This is a genomic window from Mesorhizobium sp. M7A.F.Ca.US.011.01.1.1, assembly GCF_003998295.1.
In the GTDB taxonomy this organism is placed as follows: Bacteria; Pseudomonadota; Alphaproteobacteria; order Rhizobiales; family Rhizobiaceae; genus Mesorhizobium.
The window spans coordinates 130133-155263 of sequence record NZ_RZRT01000008.1 but is presented as its reverse complement, the minus strand read 5'-3'; the positions used below and the strand labels follow the sequence as shown (position 1 = coordinate 155263).

Below are 25131 nucleotides of genomic sequence, written 5' to 3'. Positions count from 1 at the left end.
TTCACGACGCCGAGGCGTCTGGACCGGAAACCGCGTCCTTGTTGAGCATCTGGTTGTCGAGCGACATGAAGCGCTGATGCATCATGCAAGCGGCTCCGAAGGCAGCTCCATAGATGGCGCTCTCGTTGAAAACGATCTCGGGGATGGGAAAGGTCGCGGCCTGGAGCTCGCGGATATACGCATCGACGCGTGCGGCGACCAATGGATACAATTCCGCGACGGACCCGCCCAGCACGATGCGGTTCGGGTCGATCAGCCGCGAGATCTGCACGACTGCAAATGCGAACAAGACAGCCCATTCCTCGGCGAGCTGCACCGCTTGAGGAACACGATCGCGGACGTCACGCAGGAAGAAGTCCAAGTCGGCGTCCGGTTTGTACTGGCGATAGGATGACAGGATGCGGTCGCGCCCGAAGGCCTGCTCCAGATTCCGGTATGCCGGGTTCCTTGTCTTGAGGTGGCCGACTTCGCCGGCCAGGCCATTGCCGCCGCGGAACAACTTGCCGTCGATCACGATTCCACCGCCGACACCGTTCTCGATAACCATGAAGAAGGTTACGCCGCTCGCCGCTTCCGGCTGGCTGTAGGTGATGCCGATGCCGAATGCGTTGCCGTCATTTTCCGCGAATACCGGGATCTCGGCCGGAAGAAGGCCGCGGGCAAGGCCTGTGAGATCGACATTGCGCCACCCCAGGATCGGCGCGACGTGGATGAAACCGTCCTGGTTCATTTGTCCGGGCACCGCGATGCCGATTCCCTGACATCGCGCCAGGCTATCCTTCCGCATCTCAAGAAACGCCTGTTCGATCGCCATGTGGACCGCGGCCTCCGGATCGCTGTCATGTCCTTCGAAGCGCGTCATGGTGCTGCGAACGATCGTGCCCGCGAGATCGATCTCGACGCATGTCATATGTTCGACACCGATCTCTATGCCGGCGAAGAAAACGGCTTCAGGCACGATTTCCACGAGGATACCCGGTCTTCCCGCCCTGGGCTGGCCCGCCGGATTCGTGACATCGTTCTCCGCTACTTCGCGAACGAGTCCGGCCTCGACCAACTCCAGTACGATATTGCCGGCGGACGAGCGGTTGACCCCCATATGCCTGGCGAGATCGGCCCGGCTCAAAGGGCCGAAGCGGTGGAGCGCGTTCAGCGTCGCTACCGAATTGCTCTGGCGGATCCTGCGAGGCGAGCTGCTGGCGAAGGTTGCATGGTTCATGGCGGACTCCGCATGTTCGTTCCCAGCCTATACTTCACCCGAGCTTGTTTTTCCTCCGGCAACGCAAAGTCCTCAAAAGAATGAACGGCCTGATGTCCGAAGCAAGCAATTCCCGCTGCGCCGGACGAAAGGGAGGATGCCGCGAGCGGCATCCCCCTGTTGGAGCGTCAATTGCCGACAAGCACCTTGTCGACATTCTCGGAGGTCACCGCCAGCCACGGCACGTAGTAATGCTGGTCCTTGCCGTCTTTCCAGGCGAGCTTGCCGCCGTTGACGTCCCAGACAGCCGCGCGCGGCTTGTAGCTGTCGCCGACGATCTTGTGCAGCGCGAGGTCGATCGCCCCTTGCGCCTGTCCGTTGGCATCCTGGAGGATGGACATCGACTGTTCGCCGCGTTTGACGGCTTCAAGCGCGTCCTTGATGCCGTCCACGCCGGCGACCGGAACCGTCTTGGGCTCCAGGCCGTGGTTGCGGATGCCCTCGATGGCGCCGACGGCCATCTCGTCGTTTTCGGCCAGGACGCCCTGGATCGCATTGCCATGCGAGGTCAGGAAATTCTCCATCAGCGTGATGGCCTCGGCGCGTGACCAGTTGGCAGTGTTCTGCTCCAGGATGGTCACTCCGGGATTTTCCTTCAGCACCTTCTGGATTCCTTCAAGCCGTTGCACCTGGGCCGATTGGCCCAGCATCCCTTCCAGGATCACGACCTTGGCCTGTGGGCCGGCCTTGTCGATCACGGCCTTGGCCAGCATTTCGCCGGCCTCGACATCGTTGGAATTGATGTAGGCATCGTAGAGTGCGGTGTTGGAAACCATCGTGTTGGAGCCGAACACCGGGATGCCGGCTGCCTTCGCGCGCTCGATCGGTTCATTGCCGGCGTCGATGTCGACCGGGATGAAGATGATCGCGTCGTATTTTTCGGTGATGGCTGTGTCGAACAGGTTCGACTGCGTCAGCACGTCCTGGCGACCGTCGAGAACCGTCAGCGTGGCGGTACCGTCCGCAAGCGCGGGGTGCGCCTTGGCGGCATCGGCCCACAGAACATTGTACTCGGTGTTGAGGCTCTGGACGATCGCCGCGATTTTCAGCGTCTTGGCGTCGGCCGAACTCCCCCCGAACACCATGCCTGCAAGGGCAAGGCCGGCCGCTGCTCCCATCAGGAAGCGTCTTGTCGTTCTCATGTGCATTTCCTCCATGTTGCGTGCGGCCGCGCCGCTTGCGCCTGTTACTCTCTCCCGGCTCGGGAGCGGTCGATCAGCACCGCGAGGACGATGATCGAACCCTTGATGATCTGCTGGTAGTATGAGGACACCCCCATCAGATCGAGACCGTTGCTGATCATGCCGATGATCAGCACGCCCACCAGCGTGTAGCCGATGCGGCCGATGCCTCCGGTGAGGCTTGTTCCGCCAATGACCACCGCCGCGATGGCATCGAGTTCGTAGCCGATGCCCGCCTGTGGCAGGGCGGACGTCGTGCGGGCCGTCAGCATGACACCGGCGAGACCGGCCAGCGCGCCCATGATGACGTAGACCGAAAAGATGATGCCGGTGGTGTTGATGCCGCTCGTCTTTGCACTGCGCGGGTTTCCGCCCACCGCATAGACCCGCCTTCCGTAAATGGAGTAGCGCAGGACGATCGCCGCGACAGCGAAGACGATGGCGAAAATGATCACCGGTACCGGTATGCCGAGCACGAGACCCTGGCCGAGCCAGCGGAATTCGAGGCTGAGATTGGGAATCGGGCGGCCGCCGCTGTAAAGCAGGGTCGCGCCGCGCGCCACGCTCAGCATTCCGAGCGTGGCGACGAAGGCCGGCACCTTGAAGTAGGCGATCAGGCCACCGTTTATGGCACCGCAAAGCGCGCCCGTCGCGACGCCGGCCGCAACCGCCACGAGCGGATTGAATGCATCCGCGCCGGTGACCAGGCTGGCCGCTACCGCACCGGCCAGCGCCAGGAGCGAGCCGATGGACAGATCGATGCCGGCCGTCAGGATCACGAAGGTCATGCCGACAGCCAGCACGCCGTTCATGGAGACCTGCCGCAGCACGTTCAGCAGATTGTTGGTGGACAGGAAGTTCGGTGACGCCAGCGACAACACGACGAACAGCAGGACGAACGAGATGACGATGCCATAGCGGGCGATAAACTTTCCCAGGTTCATGCCGCTCATGCTTTGACTGGCGGATACCATTGGATTCTTCTCCACGACATGGATCGTCTGGCTAGGAAGCCAGATGAACGAGGGTTTCCTGGGTGGCCTCGGGTCCGGCGACCTCGCCTGCAATGCGGCCCCGGCGAAAAACGACGATGCGATCCGCATTGGCGAGGATTTCCGGCACCTCGGACGAGATCATCAGCACGGCGTTTCCCGCCTTCACGAAATTGGCGAGGAAGGCGTAGATCTCGCGCTTGGCGCCTTCGTCCACGCCGCGTGTCGGCTCGTCGCAGATCAAGATCCTGGGGTTGGTGTCGACGCAGCGCGCAAGGACAACCTTCTGCTGGTTGCCGCCGCTCAGGGATTGCACGGGCAGGTCCGGCGACGCCGTCTTGATGGAGAAGCGCTCGATGTGCTCGACCACGCTCCTGGCTTCCGCCGATCCGTTCATGAAGCCCTTGCGCGCATAATGCGGCAGGTTGGCCACGGTGATGTTGTGGGCGACCGACGCGGTCAGCGACAGGCCCGTCCGCTTGCGGTCCTCCGTGACCAGCGAAATGCCGGCACCGATGGAATCGGCGGGCGTCTTGAGATCGATGGGCTTGCCCTCGATCAGCACTTGGCCGGAATCGCGCGGCTCGTTTCCGTAGAGCGCATTCACGAACTCGCTGCGACCGGAGCCGAGAAGCCCGTATATGCCGACGATCTCTCCCGCATGAACGGTCATGTCGATGTCGGCGAACTTTCCCTTCGACGCAAAGCCGCGGGCTTCGAGCAAGGGTTTCTGCGGGCCGGTTTCCTTCGGTTCGCGATGATGGTCCAACAGGTCGCGGCCGACGATCGACCGGATCAGGCCCCTGCGGTCGATTTCGGAAATTGATCCGCCGCCCACGAAACGGCCGTCGCGGAAGACCGTGTAATCGTCCGCGATCTCGAAGATCTCGGTCAGGCGGTGCGAGACATAAATGATGCCTACGCCCTCCGCGGTCAGAGTGCGGATCGCGTCGAACAGCATCTGCGCCTCGCGCTCGCCAATGGCCGAGGTGGGCTCGTCCATGATCAGGATGTCGCTGCGGCGGCTGATTGCCTTGGTGATCTCGACGAGTTGGGCCTGCGCGATCGAAAGATCGCGCAGCCGCGCACCAGCGGGGATGTTGAATTTCAATCGCGCGAGGATCGCCTCCGCGTCGCTTAGCATGCACTTGTCGTCGACGAAGAAGCGGCCGCGCCGCTGTTCGCGGCCGAGATAGAGGTTCTCGGCGACGGTCATGTCCAGGAAGGGGCTAAGCTCCTGGGTGATAATGGCGATACCCGCATCGAGCGCCTCGGCGGGGGAGGAGAAATTCACCTCCCGGCCTTTCACCGCGACGGATCCGGCGTCGCGCCGCAGCATCCCCATCAACACGCCGAGGAAGGTCGACTTCCCGGCACCGTTGCCACCGCACAAGGCATTGACCGTGCCGGCGCGCAACCGAATCCGCCCGTCGACTAGGGCGGGAACGCCTGCAAAGTTCTTCGCGACATTTTCAGCGCTGAGGAGAAGCGGCGCAGCGGCGCCGTTCTCGTTGGTGATAGCTTCGTTCTGCGTCATCTTCCCGTCCTCCTCGGGATGAGATGGCGCGGGCGCTTGTCGGCCCGCAACCTTTTCGCCTTCAGGCAGCCTTGTTGATCTCGGCCCGACGCACGGCTTCTTCCCAACGGCTTTCGATGAAGGCCTTGGCATGCGCGGCGAGCGGATTGTTGTCGGTCCAGGTATCGCGCCAGATGCCGCACACCCGCGACAGGGCTTCATCGACGATGGCGCTGGAGAAGCTCTCGAAGGTGACGTCGCGATTGTGGAAGCCAATGTCCACCAGGGCGGAAAAGATGCTCGCGAAATCGATCGTACCGGTGCCGAGATAGCCGCGGTAGTTCTCGTTGAAGTGGAAATAGCCGAGCTTGTCCCCGGCCAGACGGATCGCTTCGGCCTGGCTCGCCTCCTCGATGTTCATGTGGAACGTGTCGAGATGCAGGAAGACGTCGTCGCGCCCGGTGTCCTTGATGAATTTCAGGCCTTGCGCGGTCGTATTCAAGAGGTTGGACTCGAAGCGGTTCACCACTTCCAGAACGATCTGCACGCCGCTGTCCCTGGCCACCTCGGCGGTCTCGGCGATAGCATCGGCGCTGTTCATCCAGCCGGTTCGCGTGGGCAGCCCGTCATACTTGCCGTGCATCGAATAGAGAATGCCGCCCAACCGGATGCCGCCGATGTCGCGGACCGCCTTGACCGCGTCGGACAAGAGCGCCTTTCCTTTGGCGACCACGGCCTTGTCCTCGCTCGATACATCCGCATCCGCCGACAGGCCCATCGTGACCACGATCTCGATGTCCAACTCCTTGGCTTGTTTCGCCAGGCGGTCGAGGTCAAATTTCTCGGGCCGCAGATAAGCGAACTCGATCAGGCGGTAACCATGCTCCGCCGACTTGGTGAGCGCCATTTCCAGGCCCTCCTGGGTCAGGCCGTTTGTCCAGACAAATGAATGGATACCAAGACGCCGCATTCAGATCCTCCGATGACTAAGTTTGCATGTTAAAGATACAAACTTGATCCTAAATGCCTAAAGTTCAGCTTCGACGCAAGAGGAATTCTGGCATCGGTCGGCGCGAGCCAATCATGCTGGATTAAAAATTCCTCAAAAACAGATGGTTAGGAGGCGTCATGGAGATGCGAGAAAATCTTCTCTGACCCACGCGAGAAGCAGGATATGCAGCTTTTGACAACAAATATAACGCGACTTGCGCAGACTGAGCGGCATGGACCGCTCGCTTGGCGAGACTCAAGGTGAATGCGGAACGAGCAGAACCCGGTCCAACGTTCGTCAGTTCCTGCCAAGGCATCGTCCGGGGCCAGCCGGCTGACGCCCACCGGCTTGCCCAAGCGCGCACCCAGGACGTGGCCGCGCAAACCCTCAGCCGGGAAACAGATCCAGGATCGACGACAGACGGTCGGTACTGAGATCAACGTCACAGAGCAGGCCGCCGCTGGGGAGATAGCCAACCACGAACAGACCGGCGGCTCGTGCTGCCTTAGTGCCGGTGCGGCTGTCTTCCACGGCCACCACCGACCCTGGAGCTACGGCGAGCTGCCGGCAGGCCTCGCGATAGGGCGCGGGGTCGGGCTTGCCGGCCGACACGTCGTCGAGGCTGATTGTGAGACTCATATGATCGAGCACGCCGAGCGCATCGAGATTGGCATTGACGACTTGCCGGCCGGAATTCGAGACGCAGACCTGCGGGACGCCGCGGTCAGCCAGGGTCCGAATCGTCTCGACCGCCTCGGGGATTGGGACGGCGTTCGCCCGGTTCGCGACATAGTGGGCATTGATAGCGGCGAGCCACTCCGCCTGGTCGAGCCCGACTGGGAGACGCGGACGCAGCATTGTCCAGACGTCGCCCATATGGATGCCGCGAAAGGCTTGGTCGGGCAGGTCGTCAAGATCGACGTTCCAGTTGCGGCAGCCGGCGAGGAGGGATTGATGATGCAACGGCTCGCTGTCGATCAGCGTTCCGTCGATGTCCCAGGCGACGGCGCGATACATCACGATGACGATCCCGCTCTGGTCGCGCCAGGAGCCGACAGGCGCGCATAAAGATCGCGATAGCGGCGATAGCCGTCGCGGTAGATGTCAGCCTTGCGCGGATCGGGATCGAGCCGGTCGGCGAAGCTGACGAAACCGGAAACGCCCGACCAGTCGTCGGTTAGGCCGACGCCGATCGCCGCCGTCCAGGCAGCGCCGATGCAAGAGCCGGGGTGCCCGGTCAGTCGTTGGACCGGCTTTTGCAAGACATCCGCGACGATCTGCATCCAGATTCGGCTGCTTGAGCCGCCGTCGGAGACGAGATAGCGCTCGGTCTGGTGGCCCATGTCGTTGAGCACCTCGACATGATGCGCGATGGCATAGGCGTAGGCCTCGAGCAGAGCGCGCCAGACATGGCCGATATCGTGCGAGAGCGTCAGGCCGTCGATCACGCCGCGGGCCGCCGGATCATGGATCGGCGTCTTCTCGCCGAGGAAATAGGGCAGGATGGTGAGGCCATCGGCGCCAGCGGGCCGCGCTGCCGCAAGCCGGTCGAGCCGCTGATGCACCGAAATGCCCTCGGCGCCCGCCGCTTCTGTCTCGCCACCGGCGAAATTGCGCACGAACCAGTTGAGGCCCGAGCCGCCGGTCGACATGCAGCCATTGGGCATGAACAGGCCCGGCACCAGATGGTAATCGAGATACATGCGCGGATCGGGCTTGATCTGATCGGTAGCGATCAGGATATCGATCGAACCACCGAATTTCAGGAGGACATCGCCTGGCTTGGCGACGCCGGCGCCGAGCGCGGAGGCGATCATGTCGGCCGCACCGCCGACAACCGGTGTTCCCGCTATCAGGCCGGTCTCATCCGCGGCCTTCGCCGAGACGGAACCAAGGATTTCATGCGAGGCGATCTTTCGCGGCACGGCCAAGCGCGGTATGTGCGCGAGCGCCACCAGATCGTCATCGATCCGGTGCGTCGAAACGTCGACGAAGCCGGCCTCCAGCGCCCAGTTCTGCTCGACCGCGCGTTCGCCGGTGAGACGCCAGTTGATATAGTCATAGGAGCCGAAAACGGTGGCGATGCGGCTGAACACCTCCGGCTCGTGACGTTCTATCCAGCGCAGCTTTGCGGTGACGAGCTGTTGGTTGATGCCGTTGCCGGCCCTGGCGATGAAAGCCGTCTCATCGCATTCGGTCCGGAGCTCGGCCACTTCGACGCCACAGCGGCCGTCGCTTTGCTGGATGCTCGGTCGCAGCACCTCGCCCCGATCGTTCAGAAGAACCACCGCCGGCAGCATGCCGGTGGTGCCGACCGCCACGATCTCCTCGGCTTTGATGCCGCTGGTCCTGAGCAACTCCTGCACGATGTCCCGGACATTGGTCCACCATTGCGCGGGATCTTCCTCGGCCCAGCCCGCATGCTCGGAATGCAGCGTCACGGGGCGCGAGGCGAGGCCCAGTACCTGATCGGGAAGCCGGATCAGAATGCCGATCGTCGAGGTGGTGCCGATATCGAGACCTAGAACGAACGCCATGTCGAATCCATTGAAATGCTGGGAAGGGCCGGCGGGCGAACCCGTCTGCCTCGTTGTGTCCCGCTGCTCGATACCAGTCGATCATTCCGGACGCCGGCCTGCAACGATCGATATGATCACCGCGAGCCGGCGCGATGGCCGGCATCGCTGTGGAAGCCGCCCTCAGCGCAAAGTGGCGACAACATCCATGAAGCGCTTGACCCGATCGCCGTCGACGGCGTTCCAGGTATTGCCATCGATCTTGAAATGGGTGCCGATCACGACGCCGCTCGCCAGCGAAAGGACATCGCGGACATTGTCGATGTTCACGCCGGTGTTGGCGAAGACCGGCACGTCCTTGATCGTCTCGCAGACGCTGCGCAGGTGGGACTGGTCGGCCGGCTGGCCAGTGATCGGACCGGAAACGAGGATGGCGTCGGCCATCGACGAGAACACCGCGCTCTTGGCGCGCAATTCAATCGGGCGCTGGTCGAGCGAGTGTGCGAACTCTGCATTGATGTTGAAGAGAAGCTTCATGTCGTCGCGGCCAAGATTGTGCCGCAGGCGCGAGGCGGCGGCGCAATCGGGCTCCCACAAGCCCATGTCGGAAGCGAACAGGCCGGTGAAGATTTCGCGCACGAAACGGGCTCCGGTGGCCGCCCCGATCGCGACGCTGGCGGTCGGATCCCAGAGATAATTGACGCCAAACGGCACTTTCAGCTCGGGCTTCACCGCCTGGACGATCGCGGTCATGGCGGCGATGCCTTCCGGCGGCGCCTTGAAGACATAGGGGCGGTCGTTCTCGTTGCCGAACATAATGGCATCGACGCCGCCGCTCTGCAGCTTGCGGATGTCGGTGAGCACGCCATCGATCAGTTTTTCGAGGCCGCCATCGGCATCATAAAGGGGCGTTCCCGGCAGGGCACCGATATGTGCCATCGAGATGACAGCCTTCTTCTTGTCGCCGAAAAATTCAAATACCATCGAGTCGTCTCCTTGGGGATAAAGTGAAAATATTGCGCCTCAGTCGCGCGTCAGTGGCGGCGCGATGCGCAGGTCGACCTTGGCCGCGGCGAGCGCCGCGGCGATCTTGGCCGGCGGCTCGGCATCGGTGATGAGGATATCGATGTCCGACAGTGGCGCTATCCGCACCAGCGACATGCGCAGGAATTTGGCGGAATCGCAGAGCACGATCTTGGTGCCTGAGCGTCTCAGATAGGCGCGCTTCATATCGGTATCATCGAAGGAATAGTCGAAAAGGCCGTCCGCCGTGATGCCGGAGACGCCGATCACGGCGACGTCGAACCACAGCGCCTCGAACTGGGCGATGGCCGCGGGTCCGCCGGTCGACATCTCGTCGGCTCGTACGCGACCGCCGGCAACATAGACTTCGGGCATACCGCCGTTCAGCGCCGCCGCGATCCTGAGGCTGTTGGTGAACACCTTGGCGTGCGGAAGGTTCTTGAGGTGCTCGGCCATCAGATAGGTGGTGGTGCCGACATCCAATGCGATCGTGCGGTATCCCGAAACCAAGGCGGCCGCGGCGGCGGCAATCGCGGCCTTCGGGTCACGGCGCTGGCGCAAGCGCGAATCGAAACTCGGCTCCTCACTGTCCATGGCGACCAGCGGCGGGGTGTCGGCCTCGATCGCGCCGCCATGGATTCGCACCAGCCTGCCCTCGCGTTCCAACTCGACGAGATCGCGGCGGATCGTCATTTCGGAAACGGCAAGTTCGGCCGCGGCCGTAGCGACGGTGAGCGACCCCGTCCGGCGCAGCAAAGCCAGGATGCGTGCCTGCCGATCGTGCGCGAGAAGGCGCTGACGGTCGGCATCGCGTGGTGCGCCAGGCGTGGACGATAGGGGAGAGGCGGTGTCGTCGGCCATCGATGTATCCGGTGGGTAAGCCGCTGACGAAGCGGTCTGCAACTTCAACTCTACCGCATGATCGAACATTTTCAAACAAAAATATGTTTGCAGCGTTCGAATTTATTGGTATGCATCTCGATATCAACAGATCGCATTCCGCCACCAAGCAGAGAGAATACGACCATGCCGGCTGTCTCCGTCATTCCTCCAGTGCTTGCCGAACTCGCGGGCAAGCGTGCCTTTGTGACGGGTGGCGGCGCGGGGATCGGTCGCGCGATCGCGACCGCCCTGACGCGGCAGGGTGTCGCCGTGGCGATCGGCGATCTGGATCCCGACGCGGCGCGCAAGGCGGCCGAGGAGATTGGCGGCGGTGCCGTCGCCGTCACGGTCGATGTTCGCCGTCGCGATTCCGTCGAGGCGGCCTTTGCCGCCGTACTGGAAGCGCTTGGCGGCTGCGACATCCTGATCGCCAATGCCGGCGTGTCCACCATGCAGCATGCGCTGGATCTGACCGACGAGGAGTGGGACTTCAACTTCTCGGTCAATGCGCGCGGGGTGTTCCTCGCAAATCAGATCGCTGGACGGCATTTTGTCAAGCAGGGCACGGGCTGCATCGTCAACACCGCCTCGCTTGCCGCGAAGGTCGGTGCGCCGCTCCTGGCGCATTATTCGGCGTCCAAGTTCGCCGTGCTCGGCTGGACGCAGGCCTTTGCCCGCGAGCTCGCGCCCAAAGGGATACGCGTCAATGCCGTCTGCCCGGGGTTCGTCAAGACCGGCATGCAATCGCGAGAAGTCGAGTGGGAGGCGCATCTGCGGCAAGTCACGCCCGAACGGGTGGTCGCCGACTATATCGCGCAGACGCCGCTCGGCCGGCTCGAGCTGCCGGAGGATGTCGCCGACGTCGTCGTCTTCCTCTGTTCGGATCAAGCCCGCTTCATGACTGGCCAGGGGGTCAACGTGACCGGCGGCGTCTACATGACCTGACGGCTTTTGGCGGCTGTAACCGGATCCTGATGCTGGCACGCGCCATCCAAAAAAGTGAACACATATGATCATAAGGCAGGCTTTCAATGTTATATTTTGTTCTCTAAGATGACCGTTCGCTCGACTCCGGCCTTCGGCGTTCAGCCGGGTCAGACGGGTTCATGAGGAAAGTCTATGGCGTCTATCGAGCTCGATCGCGTTTCCAAGCTCTACGGCAATGGCAATTACGGGGTGCATGAGGTCGATCTCACCATTCCTGACGGTGAATTCGTGATCTTTCTCGGCCCGTCGGGATGCGGCAAGTCGACGACGCTGCGGATGATTGCCGGCCTGGAGAGTATCTCTTCCGGCGATCTCCGCATCGGTGGCAAGAGCGTTGCCAATGTCGCGCCGCGCGACCGCAACGTCGCGGTGGTTTTCCAGAGCTACGCGCTCTATCCGCATATGTCGGTGCGGCAGAATATGGCCTTCGGGCTGAAGATGCGCGGCACCGACGCAGCGGTCATCGATGCCAAGATTGCGGACGCCGCTAACCTGCTCGGGCTGCAGAATCTTCTCGGCCGCAAGCCGGCAGCGCTTTCGGGCGGCCAGCGGCAGCGTGTTGCGCTCGGTCGGGCGATCGTTCGCGAACCGGCGGCCTTCCTGCTTGACGAGCCGCTGTCCAACCTCGACGCGCAGCTGCGTGCCGAAATGCGGCTCGAACTCGTCAAGCTGCACCGGCGCCTTGGCCGCACCATGGTCCATGTCACGCACGACCAGGTCGAGGCCATGACCATGGGCGATCGCATATGCATCATGCGCGATGGTCGCCTGGTCCAGGCCGGCCGGCCGCTTGAAGTCTATGCCGACCCGGTCAACACCTTCGTCGCGCGCTTCCTGGCGACGCCGCCGATGAACCTCATTCCGGCCACGCTTCAGCCCGCACCTGGCGAAGGGCTCTCCGTCGTGACCGACAGTGGTGCCGTGCTTACCGTCCCCGCCCGCCACCGCAACGCCTATGGCGAGCGTGTCGGGCGCCGCGTCATTCTGGGCGTTCGAGCCGAAGATTTCCACGAACGCGCCGACAAGCCGGACTGGCAGAAGATTGCCGTACGAGTCGTGGCCGTCGAGGCTCTCGGCGCCGAGAACGTCCTGATCGGCCAGATCGCGGGTCAGCCCACCGGCAAGGATCATGCCCACCCCGCCGGAGACGACAGGCCGTTGGAGATCGCCGCCCGCCTGAGCCGTTATTTCACGGCGCCCGTCGGCTCGATCGTCGAGCTCTACATCGACCCGTTGCCGATGCACCTGTTTGATCCCGAGACCGAACTGGTCATCGCACGGCCGAGCCTCATGGGGGCCGCTCAATGACCAGCATGGACGGAAGCGAACGGCCTGCCTTTCGCCGCCGCTTCGGCCTGCATTTCGGGCTGATTGTCGTTTGCGCCATCGTGCTGCTGCCGCCGCTCTGGGTGCTGCGGACGAGCTTCGTGCCCGAGCAGCTATCCTACAGCAACGAGCTGATGCCGGCCTTTACGACGGACAATTATTCGGCGCTGCTGTCAGGTCGCTTCGGACAGTCCTACCTCAACAGCCTGATCGTCGCGCTCGGCTCGGTTCTGCTCGTATTGCCTTTCGCCGCCACCACCGGCTATGCCTTCGCCCGCTTCCGTACGGGCGGTCGTTGGGCGCGCTTTGCCGTTCTGGCGACGCAAATGCTGCCGCCCGTGGCGCTGGTGCTGCCGACCTTCACACTGTTCCGCAGCCTGGAGCTCAGCAATTCGCTGACCGGGCTGATCATCGTCTATGCCGCGCTCAACCTGCCTTTCCTGACCTGGATCCTGATGGGCTTCTTCGAAGGCATTCCAGTCGATCTGGAGTGGGCGGCCATGACCGACGGCGCGACCGCCTGGGGCGCCTTCTGGCGCATTGTGCTGCCGGTGTCGATGCCCGGTATCGCCGCCGCCGGCGTCCTCGGCTTCATCCTGGCGTGGAATGAGTTTTTGTTTGCCCTGGTTTTGAGCGGGCCGAAGACGGCGACCATACCGGTTGCGCTCGCCGCGTTGCAGACCTCGAACGGCGTCCAGATCGCCAAGGTTTCTGCCGGCGTCGTCCTTGCCATCCTGCCGCTGGTCGTGGCTTCCCGCTTCATCCAGCGTTTCATCGTCCAGGGCTTGACGTTCGGCAGCGTGAAATAGGCCGGCCGCTCCGAGAGCCGACATGGCTCGCTAGCCGGTTATGAAATCGTGACGGGATCACCGCCGCGTCCAGAGGGAAAGAGGAGTAGAGAGTTATGACTTGGAACAAGCAGACCTTGATCAAAATGCTGATGACGGCGGTGAGCGGGGCAGCGGTTGTCAGCGCATCGCTTCCGGCCAGGGCGGCTGAGCCCATCACCTTGCACGCCTTGATGGAAGACGTGCCGGAAACCAAGATCATCGAAGCGCTGTTGCCCGAATTCGAGAAGCAGACCGGCATCAAGGTCGAGTTCGAGAAGATCGGCTATCCCGACATGCACGACAAGCTGGTGTCCCAGCTGACCGCGCCGCAGAGCTACTACAATGTGCTCGAGGTCGACTTCCTGTGGGCCGGCGAATTTCCGGCGGCCGGCTGGCTGGCCGACCTGAAACCCTTCGTCGAGAAATCCAAATACGATCTGAGCCCCTTCATTCCCTCGACGCTTGACCTGCTCGGCCGAACCAAGGACCAGCTGTTCCTGGTGCCCATGTACAACTACTCGATGGGCCTCCTCTACCGCACGGACCTGATCGGCGACGAGAAGCTCAAGGCCGCCTACAAGACGGCAACCGGCAAGGAACTCGCTTTGCCGACGACCCTCGAAGATTATGTGGCGATTTCCAAATTCATGAAGGCCAATGCAGGCGTCGCCGGAGCCGCGATGCAGGGCCAGCGCGGCGATCCCAACAGCATGGAATTCTCCAACTACCTGTTCTCCGCCGGCGGCAGCTATCTCAATGCCGACGGCAAGGCGAGCCTCGACACGGCAGAGGCCAAGAAGGCGCTCGATCTCTATGTCGACAACATCCAGCACGGCGCCCAGCAGGGTGCCGTGTCGGCGACGCTCGATGACACCATGCGCCTGATGTGCAGCGGTTCGGCCTTCAGCATGGTAACCTATTGGTGGATGCTGCCGCAGATGGACGATGCCGTGAAGTGTCCGACGGTCGCCGGCAAGGTCGCCCTGTCGGTGATGCCGGGTGGCCATGGCGAAAGCGGCGGTTGGGGCTGGGGCATTCCCAAGAACACGTCGCCGGAAGAGCAGGAAGCCGCCTGGACCTTCATCCAGTGGGTGCAGAGCAAGGATGTTTCGGTGAAGCGCGCGCTCGAGGGCCACGCGCCCGTGCGCAGCGACGTCTATGCCGATGCGGCGGTGCTGGCGAAATATCCCTTCTACAAGACCGCCGAGGATGTGGTGGCGACCGGCAAGTCGTTCCCGATCTTCACCTATTCGGCGCAATACGAGGATCTGCTCGGTACCCAGCTCTCGCTGGCGGCTGGCGGCCAGGCGACATCGGACGCAGCGCTGAAGGCGGCTTCCGACGGCCTGCAGGGGCTCCTCGACAAATAGCGGTCCGGCTCGGCAAGGAGATCCGGCGCGGCGGTGTCAGCCGCGCCGGATCTTGACCAGACCCCGGATCTTGACGAGATCAGCAACCGACCAAGGCTCGGCTACGATGCACAATGCGATCAAAAAAGGATGGGCTGCCCGTGGCCGCGAGTGGCGGACCGGCTGGGCCTTTGCGTTGCCCGGCCTGCTGCTGCTGGCGATCGTGATGGGCTTTCCACTGGCCTATGCCTGCATCCTCTCGATCTCCTCGATGACCTTGATCAAGCCGCAGCTTCTGCCGCTTGTCGGGTTCAAGAATTTTGCCTCGATGATCGGCGATGAGCTGTTCTGGAACGCGCTCTGGCTCACCGTGCGCTATTCGGCGGTGACGGTTGTCGGTGAATTCGTGATCGGGCTCGGCATTGCCCTGATGCTCAACCGGACGGTCCGGATGAAGCCGGTCTATTTCGCGGTTCTGACCATTCCCATGGCGATGTCGCCGATCAGCGTCGCCTTGATCTGGCGCATGCTGCTCCAGCCCAATCTCGGCATCGCCAATCATCTGATGGAAACGTTCGGCCTGCCGCGCCTCGACTGGCTCGGCACGCCAGGCATGGCGCTCTGGACGATGGCGGCGATCGACATCTGGCAGCAAATGTCCTTCGTCGTGCTGATCCTCGCCGCGGGGCTCGCCGCTTTGCCGCGCGATCCCTATGAGGCAGCTGAAGTGGATGGCGCACGCGGCTGGCAGCAATTTGTCTACATCACCCTGCCGATGCTTCGGCCGGTCGCGGCGATCACCATCATCATCCAGCTGATCAACGAGTTCCGGACTTACGATCTGCCCTATGTCCTGACCAAGGGCGGGCCGGGCAACGCGACCGAAGTGCTGAGCTTCTTTGCCTATCGCCGTGCCTTTCTCGGCCTTTCGCTCAACGAAGGCGCGGCAGCCGCGTTCGTGCTGCTGCTGATCGTCCTTCTGCTCACCGTGATCTTCTTCGCCGTCCTCGAACGCTCGCAATCGGGAGAGGGTCGGAAGTAGGCTGTTAAGCCTTGAGCAATCTATACGGCCTATCCTGGCTTGCAGATTGTCGAGGGAACATGAAACGCAAGCCGCTTCTGCTTTTCGCCTTTCCGTTTCTCATTCTGGCGCTCCTGGCAGGGGAGCGCATGGCGACCTTGTTGCTGGGCACATACCCAGCCAGCCCCACCGCATGGTGGCTATGGCTTGAACTGCGCCCTCTGTCGACGGTGCTTTGGCAGCAGGTCGATGTCTGGCTGGGCGGCTCCATGGCTGTCGACGCCGTCATTCTCGCCGCGGCAGCGATCGTCTGCTGGGTGGCATGCCACACCAAAAAGTCGGCATTCTCGTTCCTCGCCAACCACGTCGCCTTGATTTTCGCTGGCCTGATGATCGCCGTCGGCAGCCATTCGGAAACGGCGAGCACGATTGCCGAATTCACCTCGCCCAAGGGTCTTCCGTATTCGCTGGCCGTCGATTTCACCTTGAAGAACAGCCTGGTGCTGCTTTTGGGCATCGTGGCCTGTGCCTACTGCCACATCGCCTTCCTCACTGAGGCGCGGGAGCGGTCCGTCCGGGCCATCCGTATCCTGGCGCTGCAGCGCGATCTCTAGAGCAATATATGGCGTCTAGTTGATCCGGCGGTAATAGACCTTGCCGTCGGGCTGCTGGATGCGCTGGTAGTTGGAGCTTGGAGCAGGGGGCGACGCCGACGCGATTCTCTTCCTGGGTGCGGGCGCCTCGATGACGCCGGGTTCGCTCGCGCTCTCGCCGTCGAGGGCTTCGGGCGCTTGCGCCAGCGTGCTGGTGGCGATCTCGGACGGTTGTTCCGCACCCGGCATGGCCTCGCCGCCGGCGACCGGCACATTCTGCCCCAACCGGGCAATGCTGGCATCGATCTCGTTGAAGCTGCCTTGCAACTGGCTGTCCAGTTTCTCGAACCGGCTCTGGAAGCCGTTGTTGACCGTGTCGAGCCGGGCCGCGATCCGCTGCTCGAACGCGCCGAGCTGTTCCAGCCGCGCTTCGACGAAACGCAGGTCGCTCATGCCCCGATAGAGATAGACCGCGGCCGCCATGTTGATCGCGGTGATCAGAAGCGCGCCACCGGCGACGATGACGCCGATCGTCTTTGCCTTGCTGGGTTTCTCGGTGGCAACCGATTCGCGCTGTTCCTGGTTTCCGATATCGATCGCCGGCATGTCCGGTTCGCTGATCATCGTCATTGGACCACCACCTTTGCGCCGACCGCGACGCGTTTGAAGAGATCGATCACATCCGTGTTGGTGAGACGAAAACAGCCCGATGTCCCATCGAAGCCGACACCCGACGGGTCGTTGGTGCCGTGTATGCGGTAGAGCGTGTCGCGCCCGTCCCGCGACAAATAGAGCGCCCTTGCGCCGAGCGGGTTGTAGGGGCCGGCGGGCACCATTTTCGGCAGCTCCGGCTGGCGGGCCCGCATTTCCTGCGGCGGGCGCCACTCCGGCCATTCGGTCTTCGCCCCGACCTTGACGACGCCCGTCCAGCCGAACCCGTCGCGCCCGACGCTGATCTGGTAGCGCAGCGCCTGGCCCTGGCGGGTCACCAGGTAAAGCGCCTTCTCGTCCTTGCGGATGATGATCGTGCCCGGCTGCTCGGCGGTTCTAAAGGCAACGGCCTTGCGCAGGCTGGGCCCCATCGCCGGCAGCGGCGGCCGCTCCGAAAGCGCCGACCGCGCCTCGGCGAAGTCGTGGACGGACAGCGCCAGCGCCACGCCGAGCACGCAGGCGCCGGCGAGCTTTGGGGCGATCCGGTATCTACCGGGCAGCGTCATCGAGCCGCTCTTTGAACATCCGCTTCAGATCCTTGTTGAAGCGCGCCCGCCCATCCACTTCCGATGGTGGGATGGCCCTGTTCAGCGCATCGGTCAGAAGCGCGTTGTCGAGCGCGACCGACTTGATGTGCGGCGCCTTGAAGATCTTTTCGAGTTCGCTGCGCGAAAAATGGTTCCCGAACCATTTGCGCTTGTGCTTGTTGGCGACCAGCGTGATCGAGACCGCATTGCCGCGCAGCTCGCGGATCTTCTTGTAGAGCCGCTTGCCCTGCCGCAGCGAAGCGACGTTGAGTTCGAAGACGATGAAAATCTCGTCGCTCGTCGACAGCACGGAATTGTGCCAGGGCGTCTCAAGATTGGGCAGGTCGATGACGATGTCGTCGAAGCGGTAGGCGACGAGGTCGAGCAGCCGGAAGACGAAATCGCTGCCATGCGGCTCGAACGGCAGTTGCGGCCGCTCGAACGCGTAGAGGGTGAGGCCGGACGGGCGCGACAGCTTGATGACATCCATCAGCTCGACATCGAGCCGCTCCGGCTGGCCGATGATGCCGGCAAGGTCGAACTGGTTGAACAGATTGAGATAGGCGCCGCAATTGGCGCTCTGGAAATCCAGGTCGACGAGACAGGTGGACGCCCCGCGCTCAGCCGATTTCGACGCCAGGAATTCGGCCGCCGACAGCGCCAGCGTCGTGGCGCCGGCGCCGCCGCTGGCGCCGATGAAGGTGATGATCCGGCTCTTCGTTCCCTGGTTGCCGGTGTCGTGGAAGGTCACCGCATTGAGCAGCTCCTTGCCGTCGAGCGGCTTGTGCAGCCAGTCCGAGGCGTTCATGCGCACCAAAACGCGCGTCTGCTCCGAGGTCAACTCGTCGGAAACCGCAATCAGCGGCACGGTCGCCCACAGCGCGCGCGCCTCGACGATGCCGGGCCTGCCGAGCAGCTCGCCATTGCCGAGATCGAGGATGACGATGCCCGGGCGCGTATCGGCCGGCGGCCCCTTGAGGAAGTCGCTCGTCTCGGAAACCTTGACATCATAGATCGCCAGCGCATCGAGCCGCGTCGCCACATCGCGCTTGAAATTCGGATCCGACGAAAACAGCGCAACCTGCTTGCGCTTGGTCGGCGTAACCTTGGTGTTGATGGCATTCATGGCGCGGTACTCTTTAAATCTTCGCCCGTGACCGTGCTTAGCATGGAAGGCATGGCGATGGTGTTGAAGCCGAGCAAGGCGCCGAGAAAGAAGAACTGGAATGTCACGCCCTGCAAATTGACGGTTATTGTTGGCACTGGTCCGCCCGGACGGGTTTGATAACCCAATCCCGTGGCCACATATCGGACGACCACATTGGCGGGCTGAAGCATCGGAAAGAAATGGCACATGCCCGGCCGTTGTCCTGCGACGAGCGGCGGGCAGGTGCCGGTGCCCGTCGCGTCTCCGCGAAAGATCTTGTTGAAATTGGCGGCGGTGAACGTTGCTGTGCATCCGGTGCCGACACAACTGCAAGTGCTGGTGGCGCCATTGCACGTAAAGTCGTAGTTGCCCACAGGGATCGGATTGCCTGGTACTGTCGTCAGTCCCGCCGCCGCGATTTGGGGTGCGATCGGGTCTGAGATCGAAGCCATACGCCCCCCGATTTCCACGGCTTTGGTCGCGGCACCCCATTGATACCAGGCGTAGCCAAAATCCACGAAGCCAAGGGTCAGTATCAGCAGAAGGGTCATGCTGATGGCGGCTTCCACCATCGTCGCGCCTTCTTCCTCCTTCCTGAACCGGGCTAATGCGTGCATTTCACCACCCGATGTAACGTTCTTCGTGGCCGGCAGAGAAGGTGATCGGCCCCAGGCCCAGATAGCTTAGCAAGGACGCGCCGGTGTATGTGAAAGACGTTTCGAGCCGGACCACCCGGACGTTGGTTGTTACACTGTGGTAGTTAGCCAAGCCAGTATTGGGATCGACGGTCACCGGGATGACAAGGTGATTGAGATCGACCGTGACCGCCGCCGGCAGCCAACCCGTGACCCGGCTTGCAACCGTGCAATTTCCACCGCAATTGTATGATCCTGTGGCGGCGATGTTTTTTGCGTAGTTGACGCAGTCGAGCGTTGTGTTGAAAGTCTGATTGCAGCGCGCTGCATAGCGCGCCCCGTCATTGAGGCCAGCTTCGATCAGCAGCTTTTGATGGAGGAGGTTTCCGAACTCGAAAACGCCTGCCGAAAGGCTGATCATCAAGGGCGTAATCAACGTCATTTCGACAAGGATCGCACCTCGCTCCTCGCGACCGAATTTGTGTAAAATGGACCTTAACGCCCTCAGCACCACATCACCTGTAAAGCTGCGGTTCGTCGCGCACGAAATTGTCAAGCGTTCCCTGTCCCCCTGCGGCGATATCGACTAGCTCGACCATGACTGAGGCATCGTCCGATGCCGATAAGACGGGCTCAGTCAGGAAGAAGCTGGCAAACGATTCGACGGGGAGGTTCTCGCTATGGCCTGACAGATCATTGCCCAATGCAGAAAGGGCTTGGCAGTTGAGAATTGCACCATAAATCAGGCGGCGATCGACCGTTGTTACCGGGTTCTGACATTGGGAGGGCGGCGTTCCCCTCTCCCCACCAGTAGAGGCTGTCCCAACGAGGCCTGCCGAAATCTCGTAGCGGTAGACCTCATAGCGTGTCGGCTTTGTCGTGGCCCAACTGGCTGGCTTGGCGGCAGCTCCGAAATTGGTGCTCCAGTATGTGTTCAGATCCCAGTTGCCGTCACCTAACCGAGAGTTGATCTGGCCAGCGTCTCGCGGTAGCCCCTTTGTCCCTGGCGAGTTGAAGGTTAACTGATTGAAGCTGGGGCACTGGTTCGCACTTCCTTGCGTCTTTATTGCTCCTTTTCGCACGTTGGATGCAGGACCATATTCGGGCGTGTTGAAGTGACCGCCAGTCGTCTTAATACCAAACCGGACGTTGAACGCGTCCTGTACTGGGCCTGCGTTCTGGCCGGTCTTAGTGGTGACGTTGTCGCTTCCGTAGCAACCTATCGGATTTGAAGTCGCAATGGTTTGGGCGAGCGCCTGCGCACCGTTGCCGATGCCCTGGGGAGGCTCCAGGAACCCGAAATTTCCCGGTCCGGCTGCCGCACCATTGCCTACTTTGCGAAGTTCGATTAGTCGGCGGCGCAGGTTCGGATCGGCTGCGGCTTGCTGCAGGGTTACGCCGCCCGGTGCGAGTTCGTATGGGTTGCACATAAATACCGGTGTGAAGTGGCATACGGCACTCTTGAACCCCGCCACGGAAACCGCCCCGATATTGAAGCCGTTTGTTGCGCTGCCAACAAAGGTGGCGGGGAATATTGCCGAGAATCCAACCGGCGTGACCGTTACTTCCACGAAGCGTGCGACTGAGGCTTCACCAACCTCGTCGGTGATTACGTTGGCTGAGGTGATCGGGTCGCTGTCGTTGGTGGGAAGCGATCGAAGGTACCGCCTTGTCACGCCGGCCGCCGCCAGCGCTTGCGCGCCTGGAGGGTCGCCAACAGCCTTGTCGCCAAAACGGTAGGTATTGAAAACCAGAGTCGAAAGGGCGCGGTCGCCGCGGATGATCGAATCCGATCTGCCATCAAGCTCCGCAGCGGTCCCCAGCGCAAACGCATCGGCGCCTTTCTGAAGGTCGTTATGCAGGCTGTTGGCACGGGACATATCGATGACCAGCAGCGAAAAACCGATGATCACCGGCAGCATGATGGCAACGAGGATCATCGCTATACCGCGTTGATCGTTCCAGAAGGCACGAATGGTCCCCAACATGACCTTACTCTCTGCTTTCCTGCGCCAGAGCCCCTCGCATGCCCGGCGCCCTCCGCATCCTTCCATTCAGTTCACTGCGTCACACCCGACCCACCGACATTGACCGTGATCGCCGGCGGCGGCGGCGGTGGCGGTGGATATTTGTAGGCCTGGGCAACGGCAGCGGCGCGCGCGCCGTCACCCTCGATCTTGGTATTCCTTGCGTTAGGATTGAGCGGATCGACCGTCTGCAGCATCGAATTGAATTTCTGTGTGTCGCCGGCAGCCAGGGTCACCGAATCGTAGTGATTCAGATAGTCCGCGGCGCAGCCCGACAGCGCACCGACGCACACAATGAGGATCAAGGCGCTATTTCTTGACATAGAGCATCTTGTCCTTCGATTTGAAGTCGAGCATGTGGCCATAGGGGCCGGTGACGCCTTCGCCCAGTTCATATTTGCGGACCATGTCCTTGGTCACTTCCAACTGGCCGAGCACGAAGAACTCCGGATCGTTGGCGGGCCGTGTCTTGTCGAACGGCGTCGCCAGTTGCTCGCCGGGTTTCACCGGCCGCACGATGTGCGGCGTGACGATAACCACCAGTTCGGTCTCTTCCTTCTGGTTGCTCGAACTGCGAAACAGCGTCCCGATAACCGGCACCTGACCTAGCCACGGCACCTGGTTTTGAAGCTTCGTGGTCTTGCTCGACAGAAGTCCGCCGACGGCGAAGCTCTGGCCATCGCGCAGCTCAACGACAGTTTCCAGCTTGCGGTTGGTGAAGATCGGGTCGCCGGCGGTGGTGAAGCCGGTCAGGTCGCTGACTTCCGGCGCTAGCCTCATATGGATCTTGCCGTCGTCGAGTACGACCGGCGTGAACACCAGATTGACGCCGAATTGCTTGTACTCGATGCTTATCTGCCCATCCTTGTCGAGTGTGCGGATAGGCACTTCACCGCCGGCGTTGAAGCTGGCCCGCTCGCCGGAAAGGGTGGTGAGATTGGGGTTCGCCAGGGTGCGCACCACGCCCTTGGCTTCGAGCGCTTCGATGATCAGATCGACCTTGATGTTGCTGTCGATAACGCGGGTGATCAGGGCTGCGAATGGGTTGGAGGTCGACAGGAGGCCGCTGAGCAGACCGCCCGGTCCTAGCACGATATTGTCTTCGTCGGCAGCGGCAATGCCAGTGCCGGTACGGGTCGTGCCGCTCCCGTTCGTGCTCCTGATCGACACGCCGAGGTCGCGGCCGGCATTGCGCTTGGCTTCCAGCACGCGCACTTCGAGGTTGACCTGCTGGCTGTCGTCTACGATCACCGAGTTGATGATGGCGTCGGGACCATATTGCTGGGCCACCTCCACGATCGCTGCCAGCGTGGCGCCATCCTTGACATGACCGCCAAGCCTGACCCTGCCGTTGACCGAGCCGACTTCGATGCGCGACTTTGGCGCCACCTGGCGGATCGCCTGCGCCATGTCGCTGACATCGACGCCGACCTCGATCTGGAGGGCGCCGAGCGAGCGCTTGTCCGTCGAGAACAGGTTGACCGTGGTGGTGCCGGCGCCCTTGCCGATGACATAGAGCGTGCGATCGGTCATCGGCTGGGCATCGGCGATCTTCTCGTCGCCGACGACGATATCACCCAGATTGGCACTCACCTGGATCGTCACCGATTGCGACATCGGCAGGAAGATGCGATGGACGCTGGGGGTCGACACATCGATGAAACGATCGGCCGCATTGGCCGCCAGGCTCGACAGCAACAGCGCCGCCAGACAAGGCAACGCGGCCACAGCTATCCCTAACCAAGAACCCCGCATCCCCGTCTCCCCACTCGCTGCCGATGGCAGCTCCGTTTTATTAGCCGCACCTTATCATGGTTGTCGCGGCACGTCATATGTCTCGAGCTTCACGCCCCGAAAAACGCCTATCGTCGCCCGCGCCGGTGGCGCGGGCTGCACGTACTTGACCACTTCCTTGACTTCAGGAGCCGACACCACAGCCGGCGCCGGCTTGACCTTGCTCAACTGGTCGAGACGGTTTCCCACCTTTTCCACGGCCTGGGTCAACCCGGCTATCTTGTCTTCGGCGCGCTTGCGCTCGGCTGCAGCCGCGGCTTCCGCTGCAGCCTTCCTGTCGAGCTCCGCCTGCCTGGCGGCGACGTCTGCCGGCGTTTCGCCGGTCAGGTCGGAAAGCGTCACCCGTTCGGTCGTCTCGCCCTTGTTGGCGGCGGCCTGGCGCAGCGCCAGCGACAATTGACCGGCGCCTGCCGCCAGTGTCAGCTTTTGCGCATCCCTGGTGCTGGCCTCCAGCGTCACGGACTTCACTACCGTCGGGCTGTCCTTGCTTTCGTCGGCCACCTGGTCGATGGCCAGCACCTTCATGCTCTGCAGCAGCACGTCGACGAAACTCTTGTCCGTGCCATCATCGCCGCGCGCCGTGCGGGTGAGTAGAATATCGACTCGATCGCCCGGGAAAACGAAGCCGGCGACGCCGAGCACGTCATTGACGCGGATGGAAACGGCTTTCATGCCTTCGCCAAGCACCGCCGATAGTGTGGCGCGTTGGCCGGGGCCAGTAATCTTGGTAGCAAGAATCGGCTCATTGACGCCGATCGCTTGCAGTGCCTGCTTGGCACCGTCACCTGCCAACAGGTCTTTGGTTGTCTTGAACGCCCCGGCCGGAACCGCACCCGCAGGCCATGCGACTTCGCGCAATTTGTCTGCGCTCAGCGCATCGCCGAACTTCAGCGGCATTGCCGCAACGACGACTGTGCTGCTCTGGATGGCGCCCGATTGGGCCATGGCACTTCGCTGGCCAGCCAGCCAGATATTGACCAGGACAACCGCCAGGACGCCGAACACGCCGGCGAGCACGATCATGACAAGTGTGTTGGCGCGCATGAGCCTAAACCCCAAAAGGCCAGTAAAAATGAACCGCACTCGCCCAGTGCGACCGGTTCAGGTCCGGGTAGCGAGACCCGGACCTGAGCTTATAGGGCGATCAGCTTCCGCCAGCCGCCGAGCAAGTGCCAGTCGGGTGCGCGTCGAGACCGGTGCAAAGTTCTGTGAATCGACCGTTCACCCAGGCGCCGATGGCGATGACAACCATGATCGATGCAACGGCGATGATGCCGATAAGGATGGAATATTCGACCATGGCAGCGCCGTTTTCGTCGTCGCGGAACTGCCGGGTCATCGTCATGAGTTTCTTCATGTCAATTTCTCCCTTTGGAGGTTTGAACCCGACGAGACAGAGCAAAGGATGAAATCCATACCCAAGCATCCCCCGTCATCTCGATCCTAGGTCCCGAGAAAACGCGGAGTCAAACGAGATTAAGGGTTCCTTAACTTTGATGTACATGATTCGGCGAGGAGGTTACAGCTCTGAATTTCCCAACAGATTGATTCTTTTCATTTTTTAAGCGCCTTAACCATTCGTTCACAATTCGGCCGCGCATGTGGCGAGATTGATGAGACATTAGCAGGATAGCATATTCCTTTATATCTAAGGGCTTAGCGGGTCTTTCGAGCGGCTTAGCGCGGAAAACCAAACGGGCTCGGAAAATGGAATCGACCGCCAGACGCAAACCACATCAAATAAACACGTTTTTACAGGCTCTGGGTCTTAACTATGTGGAAAGTATTGCGGATACGCGAGCAGCCTGGGCGCTTGTGCCTCCCT

25 protein-coding genes are annotated in these 25131 nt (G+C 62.0%); 6 read left to right on the top strand and 19 right to left on the bottom strand.

The annotated features are described in order from the left end of the window. Position 1: 1 nt before the first annotated feature. From EOA13_RS12345 to EOA13_RS12305, 9 genes are all read right to left on the bottom strand, one after another. Positions 2–1099, bottom strand: coding sequence for an ROK family protein (locus EOA13_RS12345; RefSeq protein ID WP_348629755.1), 1098 nt, complete (start codon positions 1097–1099; stop codon positions 2–4). A gap of 287 nt (positions 1100–1386) precedes the next feature. Continuing rightward, on the bottom strand, positions 1387–2400 hold the full coding sequence (locus EOA13_RS12340) for a substrate-binding domain-containing protein (RefSeq protein ID WP_127293005.1): 1014 nt from the start codon (positions 2398–2400) through the stop codon (positions 1387–1389). A gap of 44 nt (positions 2401–2444) precedes the next feature. Then, positions 2445–3413, bottom strand: a complete 969-nt coding sequence (locus tag EOA13_RS12335; protein ID WP_127293003.1) for an ABC transporter permease — start codon at positions 3411–3413, stop codon at positions 2445–2447. A 31-nt stretch (positions 3414–3444) separates the two neighbouring features. Next, the gene (locus tag EOA13_RS12330; protein WP_127293001.1) at positions 3445–4968 is read right to left on the bottom strand and encodes a sugar ABC transporter ATP-binding protein; all 1524 of its coding nucleotides are present in this window, start codon (positions 4966–4968) and stop codon (positions 3445–3447) included. Positions 4969–5029: 61 nt separating this feature from the next. After that, positions 5030–5917, bottom strand: coding sequence for a sugar phosphate isomerase/epimerase (locus EOA13_RS12325; RefSeq protein ID WP_127292999.1), 888 nt, complete (start codon positions 5915–5917; stop codon positions 5030–5032). A gap of 408 nt (positions 5918–6325) precedes the next feature. Beyond that, a complete protein-coding gene (locus EOA13_RS12320) occupies positions 6326–6955 on the bottom strand; it encodes an HAD family phosphatase (protein ID WP_127292997.1) in 630 nt (209 codons plus the stop codon). Further along, positions 6955–8475 (bottom strand): FGGY-family carbohydrate kinase, encoded by a 1521-nt coding sequence (locus EOA13_RS12315; RefSeq protein ID WP_127292995.1) that lies wholly within the window; start codon positions 8473–8475, stop codon positions 6955–6957. The genes EOA13_RS12320 and EOA13_RS12315 overlap by 1 nt, the downstream gene beginning before the upstream one ends. Before the next feature lie 162 nt (positions 8476–8637). Continuing rightward, positions 8638–9438 (bottom strand): BtpA/SgcQ family protein, encoded by an 801-nt coding sequence (locus EOA13_RS12310; protein ID WP_127292993.1) that lies wholly within the window; start codon positions 9436–9438, stop codon positions 8638–8640. A 39-nt stretch (positions 9439–9477) separates the two neighbouring features. Then, the gene (locus EOA13_RS12305; protein WP_127292991.1) at positions 9478–10338 is read right to left on the bottom strand and encodes a DeoR/GlpR family DNA-binding transcription regulator; all 861 of its coding nucleotides are present in this window, start codon (positions 10336–10338) and stop codon (positions 9478–9480) included. Between the two features lie 165 nt (positions 10339–10503). Between EOA13_RS12305 and EOA13_RS12300 the strand changes: the two genes are divergently transcribed. The 6 genes from EOA13_RS12300 to EOA13_RS12275 all read left to right on the top strand — a co-directional run bounded on the left by EOA13_RS12300 (position 10504) and on the right by EOA13_RS12275 (position 16486). Next, complete coding sequence (locus EOA13_RS12300) at positions 10504–11304, top strand: SDR family NAD(P)-dependent oxidoreductase (RefSeq protein ID WP_127292989.1); 801 nt, start codon at positions 10504–10506, stop codon at positions 11302–11304. A gap of 174 nt (positions 11305–11478) precedes the next feature. Beyond that, the gene (locus EOA13_RS12295; protein WP_127292987.1) at positions 11479–12654 is read left to right on the top strand and encodes an ABC transporter ATP-binding protein; all 1176 of its coding nucleotides are present in this window, start codon (positions 11479–11481) and stop codon (positions 12652–12654) included. Continuing rightward, a complete protein-coding gene (locus tag EOA13_RS12290) occupies positions 12651–13481 on the top strand; it encodes a carbohydrate ABC transporter permease (protein ID WP_127292985.1) in 831 nt (276 codons plus the stop codon). Before EOA13_RS12295 ends, EOA13_RS12290 begins: the two co-directional genes overlap by 4 nt. Positions 13482–13576: 95 nt before the next feature. Next, complete coding sequence (locus tag EOA13_RS12285; RefSeq protein ID WP_127292983.1) at positions 13577–14872, top strand: sugar ABC transporter substrate-binding protein; 1296 nt, start codon at positions 13577–13579, stop codon at positions 14870–14872. Positions 14873–14978: 106 nt separating this feature from the next. Further along, a complete protein-coding gene (locus EOA13_RS12280; protein ID WP_023809125.1) occupies positions 14979–15893 on the top strand; it encodes a sugar ABC transporter permease in 915 nt (304 codons plus the stop codon). A 59-nt stretch (positions 15894–15952) separates the two neighbouring features. Next, positions 15953–16486 carry a hypothetical protein gene (locus tag EOA13_RS12275; RefSeq protein WP_127292981.1) on the top strand — a complete coding sequence of 178 codons (534 nt, stop codon included), beginning with the start codon at positions 15953–15955 and terminating at the stop codon, positions 16484–16486. A gap of 15 nt (positions 16487–16501) precedes the next feature. On the opposite strand, the gene EOA13_RS12270 is transcribed toward EOA13_RS12275, so the two are convergent. From EOA13_RS12270 to EOA13_RS12225, 10 genes are all read right to left on the bottom strand, one after another. Further along, positions 16502–17095, bottom strand: coding sequence for a hypothetical protein (locus EOA13_RS12270; RefSeq protein ID WP_127292979.1), 594 nt, complete (start codon positions 17093–17095; stop codon positions 16502–16504). Continuing rightward, the gene (locus tag EOA13_RS12265) at positions 17092–17682 is read right to left on the bottom strand and encodes a L,D-transpeptidase (protein ID WP_127292977.1); all 591 of its coding nucleotides are present in this window, start codon (positions 17680–17682) and stop codon (positions 17092–17094) included. The genes EOA13_RS12270 and EOA13_RS12265 overlap by 4 nt, the downstream gene beginning before the upstream one ends. Then, entirely contained in the window at positions 17666–18829 is a 1164-nt protein-coding gene (locus EOA13_RS12260) for an AAA family ATPase (protein WP_127292975.1), read from the bottom strand. The genes EOA13_RS12265 and EOA13_RS12260 overlap by 17 nt, the downstream gene beginning before the upstream one ends. After that, positions 18826–19467: a TadE/TadG family type IV pilus assembly protein gene (locus tag EOA13_RS12255; protein ID WP_127292973.1), complete on the bottom strand. Its 642-nt coding sequence runs from the start codon at positions 19465–19467 to the stop codon at positions 18826–18828. Before EOA13_RS12255 ends, EOA13_RS12260 begins: the two co-directional genes overlap by 4 nt. A gap of 1 nt (position 19468) precedes the next feature. Next, positions 19469–20041: a TadE/TadG family type IV pilus assembly protein gene (locus tag EOA13_RS12250; RefSeq protein WP_245490365.1), complete on the bottom strand. Its 573-nt coding sequence runs from the start codon at positions 20039–20041 to the stop codon at positions 19469–19471. Further along, entirely contained in the window at positions 20001–21473 is a 1473-nt protein-coding gene (locus EOA13_RS12245; RefSeq protein ID WP_127292971.1) for a pilus assembly protein TadG-related protein, read from the bottom strand. The genes EOA13_RS12250 and EOA13_RS12245 overlap by 41 nt, the downstream gene beginning before the upstream one ends. Before the next feature lie 71 nt (positions 21474–21544). Beyond that, positions 21545–21817, bottom strand: coding sequence for a hypothetical protein (locus EOA13_RS12240; RefSeq protein ID WP_245490364.1), 273 nt, complete (start codon positions 21815–21817; stop codon positions 21545–21547). 4 nt (positions 21818–21821) lie between these two features. Continuing rightward, positions 21822–23267 (bottom strand): type II and III secretion system protein family protein, encoded by a 1446-nt coding sequence (locus EOA13_RS12235; RefSeq protein WP_127292966.1) that lies wholly within the window; start codon positions 23265–23267, stop codon positions 21822–21824. A 54-nt stretch (positions 23268–23321) separates the two neighbouring features. Then, positions 23322–24350: a Flp pilus assembly protein CpaB gene (cpaB, locus tag EOA13_RS12230; RefSeq protein ID WP_127292963.1), complete on the bottom strand. Its 1029-nt coding sequence runs from the start codon at positions 24348–24350 to the stop codon at positions 23322–23324. Positions 24351–24450: 100 nt separating this feature from the next. Continuing rightward, the gene (locus EOA13_RS12225) at positions 24451–24663 is read right to left on the bottom strand and encodes a Flp family type IVb pilin (RefSeq protein WP_127292960.1); all 213 of its coding nucleotides are present in this window, start codon (positions 24661–24663) and stop codon (positions 24451–24453) included. Positions 24664–25131 lie beyond the last annotated feature (468 nt).